This is a genomic window from Serratia sp. TSA_130.1, assembly GCF_052691795.1.
This window is the reverse complement of the sequence record NZ_JBQZFS010000002.1, coordinates 1,067,764-1,083,653: the sequence shown is the minus strand read 5'-3', so window position 1 is coordinate 1,083,653 and position 15,890 is coordinate 1,067,764. Positions and strand designations below refer to the sequence as shown.

14 protein-coding genes are annotated in these 15,890 nt (G+C 58.8%); 11 read left to right on the top strand and 3 right to left on the bottom strand.

Features of this window, described 5'->3' with window-relative positions:
- The first annotated feature begins 8 nt into the window (after positions 1–8).
- The 9 genes from bolA (at position 9) to ACUTQY_RS12035 (ending at position 10,647) form a co-directional block, all read left to right on the top strand.
- Positions 9–323: a transcriptional regulator BolA gene (gene bolA, locus ACUTQY_RS12075; RefSeq protein WP_004940361.1), complete on the top strand. Its 315-nt coding sequence runs from the start codon at positions 9–11 to the stop codon at positions 321–323.
- A 367-nt stretch (positions 324–690) separates the two neighbouring features.
- Complete coding sequence (gene tig, locus ACUTQY_RS12070; RefSeq protein WP_031300019.1) at positions 691–1,995, top strand: trigger factor; 1,305 nt, start codon at positions 691–693, stop codon at positions 1,993–1,995.
- A 438-nt stretch (positions 1,996–2,433) separates the two neighbouring features.
- Positions 2,434–3,057 (top strand): ATP-dependent Clp endopeptidase proteolytic subunit ClpP, encoded by a 624-nt coding sequence (clpP, locus tag ACUTQY_RS12065; RefSeq protein ID WP_016928858.1) that lies wholly within the window; start codon positions 2,434–2,436, stop codon positions 3,055–3,057.
- 143 nt (positions 3,058–3,200) lie between these two features.
- Entirely contained in the window at positions 3,201–4,472 is a 1,272-nt protein-coding gene (clpX, locus tag ACUTQY_RS12060; protein ID WP_004940354.1) for an ATP-dependent protease ATP-binding subunit ClpX, read from the top strand.
- A 194-nt stretch (positions 4,473–4,666) separates the two neighbouring features.
- Positions 4,667–7,021, top strand: coding sequence for an endopeptidase La (gene lon, locus ACUTQY_RS12055; RefSeq protein ID WP_019454189.1), 2,355 nt, complete (start codon positions 4,667–4,669; stop codon positions 7,019–7,021).
- A gap of 216 nt (positions 7,022–7,237) precedes the next feature.
- On the top strand, positions 7,238–7,510 hold the full coding sequence (gene hupB, locus ACUTQY_RS12050) for a nucleoid-associated protein HU-beta (protein WP_004940351.1): 273 nt from the start codon (positions 7,238–7,240) through the stop codon (positions 7,508–7,510).
- Between the two features lie 178 nt (positions 7,511–7,688).
- Positions 7,689–9,572, top strand: coding sequence for a peptidylprolyl isomerase (gene ppiD / locus ACUTQY_RS12045; protein WP_046688356.1), 1,884 nt, complete (start codon positions 7,689–7,691; stop codon positions 9,570–9,572).
- A 138-nt stretch (positions 9,573–9,710) separates the two neighbouring features.
- Positions 9,711–10,091, top strand: a complete 381-nt coding sequence (locus ACUTQY_RS12040; protein ID WP_033642074.1) for a ComEA family DNA-binding protein — start codon at positions 9,711–9,713, stop codon at positions 10,089–10,091.
- Between the two features lie 154 nt (positions 10,092–10,245).
- On the top strand, positions 10,246–10,647 hold the full coding sequence (locus ACUTQY_RS12035; RefSeq protein WP_033642075.1) for an acyl-CoA thioesterase: 402 nt from the start codon (positions 10,246–10,248) through the stop codon (positions 10,645–10,647).
- A 44-nt stretch (positions 10,648–10,691) separates the two neighbouring features.
- Here the strand turns inward: ACUTQY_RS12035 and queC are convergent, their stop codons facing one another.
- Positions 10,692–11,390, bottom strand: a complete 699-nt coding sequence (gene queC, locus ACUTQY_RS12030; RefSeq protein WP_033644204.1) for a 7-cyano-7-deazaguanine synthase QueC — start codon at positions 11,388–11,390, stop codon at positions 10,692–10,694.
- A gap of 94 nt (positions 11,391–11,484) precedes the next feature.
- Entirely contained in the window at positions 11,485–13,221 is a 1,737-nt protein-coding gene (locus tag ACUTQY_RS12025) for an SgrR family transcriptional regulator (protein ID WP_046688357.1), read from the bottom strand.
- A gap of 104 nt (positions 13,222–13,325) precedes the next feature.
- Here ACUTQY_RS12025 and cof point away from each other — a divergent pair, with 104 nt between their 5' ends.
- Positions 13,326–14,150, top strand: a complete 825-nt coding sequence (cof, locus tag ACUTQY_RS12020; protein WP_046688358.1) for an HMP-PP phosphatase — start codon at positions 13,326–13,328, stop codon at positions 14,148–14,150.
- Positions 14,151–14,210: 60 nt separating this feature from the next.
- Here cof and ACUTQY_RS12015 read toward each other — a convergent pair whose 3' ends face one another.
- Positions 14,211–15,251, bottom strand: coding sequence for a PLP-dependent cysteine synthase family protein (locus ACUTQY_RS12015; RefSeq protein WP_046688359.1), 1,041 nt, complete (start codon positions 15,249–15,251; stop codon positions 14,211–14,213).
- A 122-nt stretch (positions 15,252–15,373) separates the two neighbouring features.
- Between ACUTQY_RS12015 and ACUTQY_RS12010 the strand changes: the two genes are divergently transcribed.
- On the top strand, positions 15,374–15,835 hold the full coding sequence (locus ACUTQY_RS12010; RefSeq protein WP_004940330.1) for an Lrp/AsnC family transcriptional regulator: 462 nt from the start codon (positions 15,374–15,376) through the stop codon (positions 15,833–15,835).
- Positions 15,836–15,890: the final 55 nt, after the last annotated feature.

Genomic DNA, 15,890 nt, shown 5'->3' with positions numbered 1-15,890 from the left:
GAGATCCTATGATTCGCGAGCAAATAGAAGCAAAGTTAAGGGCGGCGTTTGAGCCCGCGTATCTGGAAGTCGTTGATGAAAGCTATCGTCATAACGTTCCGGCGGGTTCAGAAAGTCATTTCAAAGTGGTATTGGTCAGCGATCGCTTCGTCGGCGAACGGTTTTTGACGCGTCACCGCTCCATCTACGGGGTATTGTCGGAAGAGTTGGCCGATGGCGTACACGCGCTGGCGCTGCACACCTATACGCTCAAAGAGTGGGAAGGGTTGCAGGATACCGTGCCGGCCTCGCCGCCGTGCCGCGGCGCCGGGACGCTGGCCTGAGGGGGAAATTTTCAGGTATCAGTGGAACTTTGCCCTCGAATTAGGGTATTACTACTGACGAATTTTGAAACGGCCTGCGGGCCGTTTCTGTTTTTGACGACGACACGGCCGATGCGCAATATGGCCAACGTTCGGTCTGTTTTGGCGGCCTTTTGGCGATCGAATCGACAAAAGTGTGATTTTTAGCGCGCCTGCGCCGCCTAGCTTTCCTCGACTCGCCATGCATGCGCCGCTATAATGTCGCGTCTTATTTTTCCGGAATGGTTTCGGGACGCTTCTGTCATCAGGGAACTCGGTTCTTATTTGTAGCCGTCCTGGTTCTTGGAACGGAGTTGACCGAGCACTGTGATTTTTTTGAGGTAACAAGATGCAAGTTTCAGTAGAAACCACTCAAGGCCTTGGGCGCCGTCTCTCTATTACTGTACCGGCTGATACTATCAAGCAGGCGGTGAAGAAAGAGCTGATCAACGCAGCGAAAAGCGTGCGTATCGACGGCTTCCGCAAAGGCAAAGTGCCGATGAACATCGTGGAACAGCGTTACGGCGCCTCTGTTCGTCAGGACGTGCTGGGCGAAGCGATGCAGCGCAGCTTCGTTGACGCGATCATCAAAGAAAAGATTAATCCGGCCGGCGCACCAAACTACGTGCCGGGCGAGTACAAAGAAGGTGAAGACTTCACTTTCGCCGTTGAATTCGAAGTGTATCCAGAAGTTGAGCTGAAAGGCCTGGAAAACATCGAAGTTGAAAAACCAGTAGTGGAAGTGAACGACGAAGACGTCGACGCGATGCTGGACACTCTGCGCAAGCAGCAGGCGACCTGGAAAGAAACCGATCGCGCGGCGGAAGCTGAAGATCGCGTGACCGTTGACTTCACCGGTTCTATCGACGGTGAAGAGTTCGAAGGCGGCAAAGCGTCCGACTTCGTGCTGGCAATGGGCCAGGGCCGCATGATCCCAGGCTTCGAAGAAGGTCTGGTCGGTCACAAAGCGGGCGAAGAGTTCTCCATCGACGTGAACTTCCCGGAAGACTACCACGCGGAAAACCTGAAGGGCAAAGCGGCCAAATTCGCTATCGTGCTGAAGAAAGTTGAAGAGCGCGAGCTGCCTGAACTGACCGAAGAGTTCATCAAGCGTTTCGGCGTGGCGGACGGTTCCGTTGCCGGTCTGCGCACCGAAGTTCGCAAGAACATGGAGCGCGAGCTGAAAGGCGCCGTGCGTAACCGCATCAAGTCTCAGGCGATCGAAGGCCTGGTGAGCGCGAACGAAATCGACGTGCCTGCTGCGCTGATCGACGGCGAAATCGACGTGCTGCGTCGTCAGGCTGCACAGCGTTTCGGCGGCAACGAGAAGCAAGCGCTGGAACTGCCACGCGAGCTGTTCGAAGAGCAAGCCAAACGCCGCGTAGTGGTTGGCCTGCTGCTGGGCGAAGTGATCAGCACCAACGATCTGAAAGCTGACGAAGACCGCGTGAAGACGCTGATCGAAGAAATGGCCTCCGCCTACGAAGATCCGAGCGAAGTCATTGAGTTCTACAGCAAAAACAAAGAGCTGATGAACAACATGCGCAACGTGGCTCTGGAAGAGCAAGCGGTTGAAGCCCTGCTGGCAAAAGCGAAAGTGACTGAAAAAGCCACTACCTTCAGCGAGCTGATGAACCAAACTCAACAGGCGTAATGCCTGCGTGCCGGGCGCGATGAACGGCGCCCCCGGTTTCGCCTGGCGAACCGGCGCACGATGAAAAAGCCCGCAACCTCAGGTTGCGGGCTTTTCTTTTTGCCACGTTGCTGATTAATCTCAGGTTAAGCGGGGCAATATGCACTATATTTACCCTGTTGCCTGGGGAACTGGCTGGCATGATAACGGTCAGAATAACGGCATCGTTTCCGGCGCGCGGAGAAAATCGGCCTCTGGGCTTGAAATCGCGCCGGGCTCCCCCAATCTGTAAAGAATAATTCTGGGGCTGTTTGCCAAAGTGCGCGGGATGAAATAACCGTCGGGTACGTGTGGCGCGGGTCGAATGCTTGAGCATAGTCATCATGGCCGTTCTCAAGTAGAATCGGCGTATTAGGGTGACACCCTGGCCGCCAAGGCAATTTCTATTAGGAGACGGTAATGTCATACAGTGGCGAACGAGATCAATTTGCACCGAACATGGCGCTGGTGCCGATGGTGGTAGAGCAGACTTCACGCGGGGAGCGTTCTTACGACATCTATTCCCGCCTGCTGAAAGAGCGCATCATTTTCCTGACCGGCCAGGTGGAAGATCACATGGCCAACCTGATCGTGGCGCAAATGCTGTTCCTCGAAGCGGAAAGCCCGGAAAAAGACATTTTCCTCTACATCAACTCGCCGGGCGGGGTGATCACCGCGGGCATGTCGATTTACGACACCATGAAGTTCATCAAGCCGGACGTCAGCACCATCTGTATGGGGCAGGCGTGCTCGATGGGCTCCTTCCTGCTGACCGCGGGCGCCAAAGGCAAACGTTTCTGCCTGCCGAACTCGCGCGTGATGATTCACCAGCCGCTGGGCGGCTACCAGGGCCAGGCGACGGACATCGAAATCCACGCGCGTGAAATCCTCAAGGTGAAAGCGCGCATGAATGAACTGATGGCCGAGCATACCGGCCAACCGCTGGAGCAGATCGAGCGCGATACCGAGCGCGATCGCTTTATGACCGCGGAAGAAGCCGTGGAATACGGCCTGGTTGACGGCATTCTGACACACCGCAGCTAGAACCACGCGGCGCCGATGGACTATAGTAATCAGAGTGGGCAGGGGCTCGCTCTGTTGTAGCCCCCCGGCGTTCCCGATATGAGTTTGGGCGCACTGCCGCCGTGATTTTCCTGCGGGACAAGACTAAAGAAGAGGTTTGACTGATGACAGATAAGCGCAAAGACGGTTCAGGAAAGCTGCTGTACTGCTCTTTTTGCGGCAAAAGCCAGCATGAAGTGCGTAAGCTGATTGCCGGGCCGTCAGTGTATATCTGCGATGAATGTGTCGATCTGTGTAACGACATTATTCGCGAAGAGATTAAAGAAGTTGCCCCGCATCGTGAGCGCAGTGCGCTGCCGACGCCGCACGAAATCCGCCACCACCTGGATGACTATGTCATCGGTCAGGAGCAGGCGAAGAAAGTGCTGGCGGTTGCGGTGTACAACCACTACAAACGCCTGCGCAACGGCGATACCAGCAACGGTATCGAGTTGGGCAAGAGCAACATCTTGCTGATTGGCCCAACCGGTAGCGGCAAGACTCTGCTGGCGGAAACGCTGGCGCGCTTCCTGGACGTGCCGTTCACCATGGCCGACGCCACCACGCTGACCGAAGCCGGTTACGTGGGCGAGGACGTGGAAAATATTATCCAGAAGCTGTTGCAAAAATGTGACTATGACGTGCAGAAAGCGCAGCGCGGCATCGTTTATATCGATGAAATCGATAAGATTTCCCGCAAGTCCGACAACCCGTCTATCACGCGTGACGTTTCGGGTGAAGGCGTGCAGCAGGCGCTGCTGAAGCTGATTGAAGGCACCATCGCCGCGGTTCCGCCGCAGGGCGGGCGCAAGCATCCGCAGCAGGAGTTCCTGCAGGTCGATACCTCCAAGATCCTGTTTATCTGCGGCGGCGCATTTGCCGGCCTGGATAAGGTGATCGGCCAGCGCGTCAACACCGGCTCCGGCATCGGCTTCGGCGCGACCGTCAAGGGCGAGTCCGAGAAGGCCACCGAAGGCGAACTGTTGCTGCAGGCCGAACCGGAAGACCTGATCAAGTTCGGTCTGATCCCTGAGTTCATCGGCCGTCTGCCGGTGGTGGCGACCCTGAGCGAGCTGAGCGAAGACGCGCTGATTCAGATCCTGAAAGAGCCGAAGAACGCTCTGACCAAGCAGTATCAGGCGCTGTTCAACCTGGAAGGCGTGGAGCTGGAGTTCCGTGACGAAGCGCTGAACGCCATCGCCAAGAAAGCCATGGCGCGCAAAACCGGCGCCCGCGGCCTGCGTTCCATCGTGGAAGGCGCGCTGCTCGATACCATGTACGATCTGCCGTCGATGGACAGCGTGGACAAAGTGGTGATCGACGAGTCGGTGATCGCCGGTCAATCCAAACCGCTGCTGATTTACGGCAAGCCGGAAGCCCAGGCGTCTGGCGAATAATTAGCCAGTTAAACCAGCGCGTTATCAGCAAAATGGGGGATTTCATCCCCCATTTCTTTTTCCTGCATTCTTGCCGTTGAATGTAAGAGATTCATCCCCATATACTCATTAACCAGATTTTATGAAACGTTAGATGCTTGCGTCTCATGAGATTCCCCCTCAACCTGGCGGAAATTAAACTAAGAGAGAGCTCTATGAACCCTGAGCGTTCCGAACGCATTGAAATCCCCGTTTTGCCATTGCGCGACGTGGTGGTTTATCCGCACATGGTGATCCCGTTATTTGTTGGCCGGGAAAAATCGATTCGGTGCCTCGAAGCCGCAATGGATCACGATAAGAAGATCATGCTGGTGGCACAGAAAGAGGCCTCAACGGATGAACCTGGCATTAACGACTTGTTCTCGGTTGGCACCGTAGCGTCGATCCTGCAGATGCTGAAGCTGCCGGACGGCACGGTAAAAGTGCTGGTCGAGGGGCTGCAGCGCGCACGCATCACTACGCTGTCCGACAGCGGTGAGCATTTTGCCGCGCAGGCGGAATACCTTGAATCGCCGGCTATCGACGAGCGCGAGCAGGAAGTGCTGGTGCGCACCGCGATCAATCAGTTTGAAGGCTATATCAAACTGAACAAAAAAATCCCGCCGGAGGTGCTGACGTCACTGAACAGCATCGACGACGCCGCGCGCCTGGCGGACACCATCGCCGCCCACATGCCGCTGAAACTCAGCGACAAACAGTCGGTGCTCGAGATGTCCGACATCACCGAGCGTCTGGAATACCTGATGGCGATGATGGAGTCGGAGATCGACCTGCTGCAGGTTGAGAAACGCATCCGCAACCGCGTCAAGAAGCAGATGGAGAAGAGCCAGCGCGAGTACTATCTGAATGAGCAGATGAAGGCGATTCAGAAAGAACTGGGCGAGATGGACGACGCGCCGGACGAGCACGAAGCGCTGAAGCGCAAGATCGATGCGGCGAAAATGCCGAAAGAGGCGCGCGAGAAAACCGAAGCGGAACTGCAAAAGCTGAAGATGATGTCGCCGATGTCGGCGGAAGCGACCGTGGTACGCGGCTACATCGACTGGATGCTTCAGGTGCCGTGGAACGCGCGCAGCAAGGTGAAAAAAGACCTGGTCAAGGCGCAGGAAGTGCTCGATACCGATCACTACGGCCTGGAGCGCGTCAAGGATCGCATCCTCGAGTACCTCGCGGTGCAGAGCCGCGTCAGCAAAATCAAAGGGCCTATCCTGTGTCTGGTTGGGCCGCCGGGCGTGGGTAAAACCTCGCTGGGGCAGTCGATCGCCAAAGCGACCGGGCGCCAGTACGTGCGCATGGCGTTAGGCGGCGTGCGTGACGAAGCGGAAATCCGCGGTCACCGCCGTACCTACATCGGATCGATGCCGGGCAAACTGATCCAGAAAATGGCCAAGGTTGGGGTGAAGAACCCGCTGTTCCTGCTGGATGAGATCGACAAGATGTCTTCCGACATGCGCGGCGATCCGGCTTCCGCTCTGCTGGAGGTGCTGGATCCGGAACAGAACGTGGCGTTCAACGACCACTACCTGGAAGTGGATTACGATCTGTCCGACGTGATGTTCGTCGCCACCTCCAACTCGATGAACATCCCTGCGCCGCTGCTGGACCGTATGGAAGTGATCCGTCTGTCGGGTTATACCGAGGACGAAAAGCTCAACATCGCCAAACAGCACCTGCTGCCGAAGCAGCTTGAGCGCAACGCGCTGAAAAAAGGCGAGCTGACGGTCGACGACAGCGCCATCATCGGCATCATTCGCTTCTACACCCGCGAAGCCGGGGTGCGCAGCCTGGAGCGTGAAATCTCTAAACTGTGCCGTAAAGCGGTGAAAACGCTGCTGATGGATAAGAAGCGCAAGCACATCGAGATCAACGGCGACAACCTGAAGGACTACCTGGGCGTGCAGCGCGTCGATTACGGCCGTGCGGATACCGAAAACCGCGTGGGCGAAGTCACCGGGTTGGCGTGGACGGAAGTGGGCGGCGATCTGCTGACCATCGAAACCGCCTGCGTGCCGGGCAAAGGCAAGCTGACTTACACCGGCTCTCTGGGTGAAGTGATGCAGGAATCGATTCAGGCGGCGCTGACCGTGGTGCGCGCGCGCGCGGAGAAATTGGGCATCAACGCCGATTTCTACGAGAAACGCGACATCCACGTGCACGTGCCGGAAGGGGCGACGCCGAAAGACGGCCCGAGCGCCGGTATCGCGATGTGCACCGCGCTGGTCTCCTGCCTGACCGGCAACCCGGTACGCGCCGATGTGGCGATGACCGGCGAGATCACGCTGCGCGGCCAGGTATTGCCGATCGGCGGCCTGAAAGAGAAACTGTTGGCGGCGCATCGCGGCGGCATCAAAACCGTGCTGATCCCTTACGAGAACAAGCGCGATCTGGAAGAGATCCCGGATAATGTCATCGCCGATCTGGAGATTCATCCGGTGCAGCGAATCGATGAAGTTTTGAACATTGCGTTGCAAAACCCGGCCTTCGGCGCACTGCCGGTAGCGGCAAAATAGTGACGAATCGCAAAAACCATTGATAAAACTTATACTGGCAAGCCATTTCGGACTTGCCAGTATTTTTTTGTACCGCTAAGTTAGATCTCTGTCGGCCCACGTTTTGCCACGCAGTCGGTGGCTTGCCAAGGTTCGATGGGATTGATATAACAGCTGCGCTGTCGCAACCGTAGGGATTTTTCGGTGCGACGATAGAATTCTAGAGGGGATGATAGAGTGAATAAGTCACAACTGATCGACAAGATTGCCGCAGGTGCTGATATTTCCAAAGCGGCAGCTGGACGTGCTTTAGACGCAGTAATCGCTTCCGTTACCGACTCTCTGAAAGCTGGGGATGACGTGGCTCTGGTTGGTTTCGGTTCCTTCACCGTGCGTGAACGTTCGGCTCGTACCGGCCGTAACCCGCAAACCGGTAAAGAAATCAAGATCGCGGCAGCCAAAGTGCCGGCCTTCCGTGCAGGGAAAGCGCTGAAAGACGCTGTAAACTGATTTGGCGTCTAACCGTTTAGCGTAACAGGGTTTTGTAATAAACAATCACCTGACGCAGCGGTGCTGGTAAGGTAAGATACAAGGCGCATCGGACTGATGCGCTTTTTTTATTTTTGTCGCAGGGAACGCGCCTGCACAAGGGTTGTTAATCCACATCACAGCGGAGTGTTGTCACACTATGATGGACAATTTACGCGCGGCTGCCAATCACGTCGTGCTCAAAATCATCCTGGCCCTGATCATCCTGTCATTCGTCCTGACCGGGGTGGGTAACTACCTGATCGGCGGCTCCGGCGATTATGCTGCGAAAGTAAATGGTCAGACGATCGAACGCGCTCAGCTGGAACAGGCTTTCCAAAGCGAGCGTAGCCGCATGCAGCAGCAGCTGGGTGACCAGTTCTCTGCGCTGGCCGGCAACGAAGGCTACATGCAGCAGATGCGCCGTCAGGTGTTGTCCCAGTTGATCGACAACATGCTGCTCGACCAATACGCCAAGAAGCTGGGCCTGGCGGTCAGCGACGATCAGATCAAGGACGCCATCCGCAAGGCGCCTTATTTCCAAACCAACGGCCAGTTCGATAACGCCAAGTACCTCGACCTGATCGGCCGTATGGGCTACACCGCCGACAACTTCGCGCAGTCGATGCGTCAGCAGCTGGTCAATCAGCAGCTGATCCAGGCCTTCGGCGAATCCGGCTTCGTGCTGCCGTCCGAATCACTAGCCATGGCGGCGTTGGTGCTGCAGGAGCGCGACGTGCGTCTGGCGACTATCGATCTGAAGGCGCTGCAGGCGAAACAGAGCGCCGGCGACGACGAACTGAAGGCGTATTACGATCAGAACAAGAACAGCTTCATCGCCCCGGAGCAGGTGAAGGTGAGCTATATCCCGCTGGACGCCGCGTCCATGCAGGACAAGGTGAAAGTGAGCGAAGAGGACATCAGCGCTTACTACGACCAGCACAAGAGCAGCTACGGCCAGCCGGAGCGTAAAAACTACAGCGTGATCCAGCTGAAAACCGAGGCGGAAGCCAATGCGGCGCTGGATGAGCTGAAGAAGGGCGCCGATTTCGCCACGCTGGCGAAAGAGAAATCCACCGACATCATTTCACGCCGTACCGGCGGCGAACTGGGTTGGCTGGAGCCGGAAACCACCGCCGACGAGCTGAAACAGGCTAACCTGACTGAAAAAGGGCAGCTGTCCGGCGTGGTGAAATCTTCCGTCGGCTACCTGATCGTGCGTTTGAACGACATCGAACCAGAGAAACTGAAGCCGCTGAGCGAAGTGCATGACGCTATCGCCAAGCAGGTGAAGCAGGAGAAAGCGGTAGATGCGTATTACGCGCTGCAGCAGAAGGTGAGCGAAGCGGCAACCAGCGACAACGAATCCCTGGCCTCGGCTGAAGAAGCAGCCGGCGTGAAAGCGGCGCAAACCGACTGGTTCACCCGCGACAACATCCCTGCGGCGCTGAACTTCAAGCCGGTGGTGCAGGCGATCTTCGACGGTTCGCTGATCGGCGAGAACGGCGCGCCGGGCAGTAACTCCGACGTGATCACCGTAGACGGCGACCGCGCCTTCGTGGTGCGCGTGAGCGGCCACAAGCCGGAAGGCATCGAGCCGTTCGACCAGGTAAAAGACCGCGTGGCGGATCTGGTGAAGCGCAACAAGGCGGTGCAGGAAGCGAAACTGCAGGGTGAGAAGCTGCTGGTTGAGCTGAAGCAGGGCAAGGGCGACGAGGCGATGAAAGCCGCCGGCCTGAGCTTTGGTGCCGTGCAGAAGATGGCGCGCGCGCCGGAAGACAGCCAGCTGGTGGAGAGCGTGTTCGCGCTGCCGCACCCGCAGGACGGCAAACCGGTGTACGGCATGTCGCAGGATCGCCAGGACAACGTGGTGCTGATCGCACTCGATGCGGTGAAGCCAGGCACGCTGCCGGAAGACGAAATGAAAACCTTCGTCGGCAAGATGGAAGAGGGCGCGACCGGCGTTTCCTTCGATTCGCTGCTGGCGAGCCTGCGTAAAGAAGCCAAAATTAAAATGGGCGCCGCTGAGCAACAGCCGCAGTAATCGCCGCATTTTTCTGCAACGCAGTGCAACAAACAAAGGCCGCTTTCGCGGCCTTTTCCACATCTGATATCCGCCGATTGCTGAATATCTGCCGCCGCGGCAAGGTAGCCGTGCTGTCACACACAAGGAGGATACAGCATGCAACATACAGAGAAAAAAACGTTATCAGGTTACCGTCATCACGTTAAAGCCGCGCTGGCCGCGCTGTTGTTATGCCTGGCGGTGCCGGCCGCCGCGGCGGATAAAGCCGATGCGCCGGCGCCGATGCTCTCAACCCCGACGAGCAATGGCGGGCAACAGGCGATGACCAAGGCGGCCGAAGAGACGGCGGTCAGCATCAATCAGGCCACCGCCGAACAGCTCGCAGCGGCTTTGAGCGGTGTCGGTCTGAAGAAGGCGGAAGGCATTGTGCGCTATCGCGAACAGAACGGGCCATTCACCCAGGTTGAGCAACTGCAGGAGGTGCCGGGCATCGGACCGGCGCTGTTCGAGAAGAACCGCACTCGGCTGAAAATGTGATCCCGGTCGCGGCTGCGCGGCAAAATGCCGCTGAGGCAATGGCGACTCTGCTACATTTTACAGGTCTTACCAGTTTGGCGCGTTGACCAAACGGGCGAGGGAGCCCACGCGGCTCCCTCTTTCTGTAATCACCAGGCAGGAGCGATCGTTCCCTATGCAAACCTTTATCAAAGTTCGCGGTTATCACCTTGATGTCTACCAGCACGTTAACAATGCCCGCTATCTGGAGTTTCTGGAGGAGGCGCGCTGGGAGTGGCTGGAAAACGAGGCAGGGTTCCGCTGGATGACGGAAAACAACATCGCTTTCATCGTGGTGAACATCAATATCAATTACCGCAGCCCGGCGGTATTGGGGGATAAACTGCGCATCGACAGCCAGATGGTGCAGCTCAACGGCAAAAGCGGGGTACTGAGCCAGAAGGTGACGCAGGATCCGGCGGGGACGCCGGTGGCCGACGCGCTGCTGACTTTCGTGTGCGTCGATCTGAAAACGCAGCGGGCGCTGCCGATTGAAGGGGAATTGCGCGAGCACCTGGAAGCGCTCACGCCCAAATAACATTCGCAGTCAGCTCACCGGCGGCGGCTGCCGCCGTCGCTGCCTCAGGCCAGACCGGCCTTCTGTTTCAACGCCGCCATCACTTCCGCCTGGTTGGCGCGATACTGCGTCAGGCCATTGGCGCGCAGGTTGCAGGCGGCGCATTCGCCGCAGCCGTCACCCTTGATGCCGTTGTAGCAGGTCAGCGTATCCTGACGCACCCGATCCAGCTGCTGGTAATAGTCCGCCAGCGCCCAGGTTTCGGCCTTGTTCAGCCACATCAACGGCGTTTCGAAGCGGATATCGCGGGCGATGCCCAACACCACCGCCTGGTTCAGCGCTTTGACGAACTCGTCGCGGCAATCCGGGTAGCCGGAGAAGTCGGTTTCACACACGCCGGTGATCACCGCCTCCGCTTCCACCTGGTAGGCGTAGATCGCCGCCAGCGTCAGGAACAGGATGTTGCGGCCCGGCACGAAGGTGCTCGGCAGCGCGTTTTTCTGGTTGGGATCGTAGGCGGGAACCGGAATATTGTCGCGAGTCAGGCTGCTGATGGCCAGCTCATTGAGCAACGTCACGTCCAGCACCTTGTGCGCCTTGGCGCCGAGGGCCTCCGACAGCTCCTGAGCCACTTCAATTTCGGCGCGATGGCGCTGGCCGTAATCGAACGTGACGCAGTGAACTTCGTCATACTGTTGCAATGCCTGGATCAAGCAGGTCGTGGAGTCTTGTCCACCGCTGAAAACGACAACCGCGCGCTTCATAAAATCACCTTTTTGGGCTTTGGCCATTCCCGATACACATTCGGGCGGCAGGATAAAAATTGCGTTGCGGCGACAATAGTAGCAGAAAGGGCCGTCAGGCGCAGGGCGGTTCGGCTCCGGTCGGTGCGTCATCCACCGGCGGCGGCAGCCACGCCTGGCAAAAATCGAACCAGCCATGGGCGGTCAGCGTCACGCCATGCATACGCGGCGGCGCGCTGATCTGATACTGGTAGTGGAACAGCGGCGTGATGATGGCGGCGGCCATCAGCTGTTGATAATAGGCCTGCAGCCGTTCGAAGCGCAGTGGCTGCGCCTGCAGCTGTTGGATCTCCCGCAGCGTCTCCTGCTGCTGCTGCCAGCGGCTTGCCGTCAGGATACCGCGCCACAGCGAATCCTGCCGCAGCCAGCTCTCCAGCGTCGCCTCAGGCGCCTCGCCGATCAGGTTGTCTGCCAGCAGCAGGTCGGCCTGGGCGATTTGCGCCTCGCTTTGCCAGCGCTTGCCGGCGTAGTAACGCACTTCCAGCTCGCAGCCGTGCTGCGCGAGCAGCCGCTGTAGCGCGACCGTCACCGTTTGCAGCTCGACCGGCGGCCGATACAGCAATGTTAGCCGAGCGGGCAGCGGGACATCTTCTTCAATCCGTTGGCTGGGGATGCGCCAGCCGGGCAGCATTTCATGGCTGGGGGTGATCACGCTGTTGGGGATCGGCAGATGGCTGAGCAGGCCGGACTGCTGGATCAGCATCAGCAGCTTTTGCCCCTGGGCTTCGCTCAGCACGCCGTGGCGCAGGTTCAGCGCCAGATAACACCAGCCCAGGCTCATGCTGCGCTGCACCGGCCGGGCCTGCGCCAAATCGTCTTGCTGACCGATGGTGATGCGCACCGGATGCCGGCAGCTGGCGTCGGCGCCGGTGATGGGCAGATCGGGCGTGATCCAGTATTCGATGGTGTCCAGATACGGATGCTGCAGATGGTAACCGGCATGCTGTTCCAGCCTCACTAACTGCGGTTCATTCAACGCCAGTTTAAATGGGCCGGCGCCGATGGCCGGCAGTTCGGGGTGCGTCATCAGACAAGGCAGCTCCGCCAGCCGGTGTGCCAGCCAATAGTCCGGCAGGTGCAGGTCGAACTGAATGCACAGCGGATGCGGCAGGCTGACGTTCGCGACGCTGCTCAGGCTGGGTTGGCTGCGCGGATGGCCCAGCAGTTTTTCCAGCGTTTGCAGCAGTTGCTGGCCGGTCAACGGTTCGCCGTTGTGCCAGCGCAGCTGGCTACGCAAAAAGAATCGCCAGCGCAGGCCGCCATCGCTTATCTGCCAGTGGTGCGCCAGATCGGGCTGCGGCTCCGGGTTACCGGTCATCAGGCGCGTCAGCCCGGCGTGCAGGGTCGACACCAGATGTTGCTCGGCGCGGCCGGTCAGCGTGAGCGGATCGAGCGCCTCCAGCGTACGGTAATAGGGAATGCGCAGCGTCGGGCTGCCGGCCTGCCATTGCCCGCCGAGGTGCGGGCTGAGCAGATCCTGCAGGTGTTGCGGATCGAGCTGCGCCATCTCCAGCGCCCCCTGATGATTGCCCTGTTGCAACAGCTGCTGCAACAGCTGCGCGCGCAGCTCATCCGGTGTTTTCAGGCAGCGCAGGCTGGCGCGTTTGCCGCGGCCGGGCTGCGAATGCCAGCTCAGCCAGCCCTGATCCTGCAGCTGCTGCACCAGCGTGCGGGCATGGCGTTCGCTGCAGTAGAACATTGCCGCCAGCTCGCCGATGGTCACGGCGACCGGCGCGTTGCCGAGCTGTTGATACAGGCGTTGATATTGGCTGAGACGGTGAACCAGGCGCATGAGCAGAAATCCGGAACAGTTTTCCCAAATTGTTCACTATTACTTCCGCAAATACCATCCCATACTGCACTGATTGTAATCGCGTTCACATTCATGAGGTCTTTATGTATCGCCTGGCGGCTTTCGATATGGACGGCACGCTGTTGATGCCGGATCACCGGGTTGGCCCGGAAACGCTGGCGGTGCTGAACCAGCTGGTGGAGCGGGAGATGGTGGTGACGTTCGCCACCGGGCGGCACTACCTTGATGCGCAACCGATCATGGCGCAGCTGGGGCTGCAGGGCTATCTGATCACCGGCAACGGCACGCGGGTGTATGACAACCGTGGCCAACAGCTGCACGCCACCGATCTGCCGGCGGAGATCGCCGAAGAGGTGCTGCATCATCATTGGCGCACCCGCGCCAGCATGCACGTGTTCCGCGACGAAGGTTGGCTGACCGAGTTCCCCGCGCCGGAAGAGATGCTGCAGGCGCACCACCTGAGCGGCTTTCGCTTCCAATTGGCTGACGTGCGCCGCTTACCGGCGTTCGGCAACAGCAAGGTGTGCTTTGTTGCACCGCATGAGGAGTTGCTGGAATTGCAGGTGCAGCTGCGGGCGCAGCTGGGCGGCGAGGCCGATCTGTGTTTCTCCGCTTACGATTGCCTGGAGGTGCTGCCGCTCGGTTGCAACAAGGGCGCGGCACTGGAGCGGCTGAGCCGTCACCTGGGATTGACGATGGCCGACTGCATGGCGTTCGGCGACGCGATGAACGACAAAGAGATGCTGGGGGCGGTGGGACACGGCGTGGTGATGGGCAACGCCCTGCCGCAGCTGAAATCCCTGCTGCCGCAGCTACCGGTTATCGGCCATTGCCAACAACAGGCGGTGGCCCACTATTTACAACATTGGCTGCGTTCACCTTGCCTCACCTATTCCCCCGAAGAATGAGGTTCTCCTTACAGCCGGCCGGGTATGACTACCCGGCTTTTTTTTACCCGAAGCCTGGCGTTACAAATTTGCCAGCTGCGCCAGATACGGCTGCAGATCGCCGATGTTGTTGCTGACCCATTCCGGGTTGTAATAGGTATCCAGGTAACGCTCGCCGCTGTCGCACAGCAGGGTGACGATCGACCCTTGCTCGCCGTTTTCCCGCATCTGTTTCGCCAGCTGCAGCGCACCCCAGACGTTGGTGCCGGTGGAGGCGCCGACCTTGCGGCCGAGCACGCCTTCCAGCCAGTGAATGGTGGCGATGCTGGCGGCATCCGGCACCCGCAGCATGTTGTCGACCACCGACGGGATGAACGACGGCTCGGCGCGCGGGCGGCCGATGCCTTCGATACGGCTGCCGCAGCTGCCGATCAGGGTGCGATCGCCGTGGTGGAAGCAGTCATAGAACACCGAGTTTTCCGGATCGACCACCGTCAATTGGGTGTCGTGCCCCTGATAGCGGATATAACGCCCCAGCGTGGCGGAGGTGCCGCCGGTGCCGGCGCTCATCACGATGTGTTTCGGCACCGGGAAGGGTTCGCGCGCCATCTGGCGGAAGATGCTGTCGGCGATGTTGTTGTTGCCGCGCCAGTCGGTGGCGCGTTCGGCGTAAGTGAACTGATCCATATAGTGGCCGTTCAGCTCTTTCGCCAGCTGTTCGGAGGCGGCGTAGATCTGGGCGGCGTGATCGACGAAGTGACAGCGGCCGCCGTAAAAGGCGATCTGTTCCACCTTGCGGCGCGCGGTGCAGGACGGCATCACTGCGATGAACGGCAGGCCGATCAGGCGAGCGAAGTAGGCTTCGGACACCGCCGTGCTGCCGGAAGAGGCCTCGATGATGGTGGTGTTCTCGGTGATCCAGCCGTTGCACAGGCCATAAAGGAACAGCGAGCGCGCCAGACGGTGTTTCAGGCTGCCGGTCGGGTGGGTGCTCTCATCCTTCAGATACAGGCAGATGCCGGGAAACGCCGGCAGGTTCAGGCGAATCAGGTGCGTATCGGCGGAGCGCTGAAAATCCGCTTCTATTTCACCGATAGCATATTTTACCCAAGAGTTTGTCATGATTTGGCCTCAGAATAGGGGGCTGATTTATGGCGTAGCATAGCCTGTCGGCGGGAAAAAAGGATTGCCATTTTCCCTGTTTAATCGCTTAATGGGAGAAAATTTTTCTCCAGGTGGCCGCTATGTTAGATAAAACAGACCGTAAGCTGCTGTGCATGCTGCAGCAAGATTGCACCCAGTCGCTGCAGGCGCTGGCCGATGCGGTTAATTTGACCTCTACGCCGTGCTGGAAGCGCCTGAAGCGTCTGGAAGACGAAGGCTATATCCGCGGCCGGGTGGCCTTGTTGGATAACGAAAAGCTTGGCCTGGGGCTGACGGCGTTCGTGCTGATCAAGACCCAGCAGCACAGCAGCGAGTGGTATCAGGCGTTTGTGCAGCTGACCAGCCAGATGCCCGAGGTGCTGGCGTTCTACCGTATGGCGGGAGAGTACGACTACCTGATGCAGGTCGAAGTGGCGGACATGAAAAGCTACGACGGTTTTTACAAGCGCCTGGTGAACGGCGTGCCGGGCCTTATCGACGTCACCTCGAGCTTTGCCATGGAAAAAATCAAGTACACCACCGCGCTGCCGGTGCCGGAGTGAAAAGTTCACCGGACGGGCGGCTCAACGGTGGTATCCTGCTCCGTTGAAGCGGAAA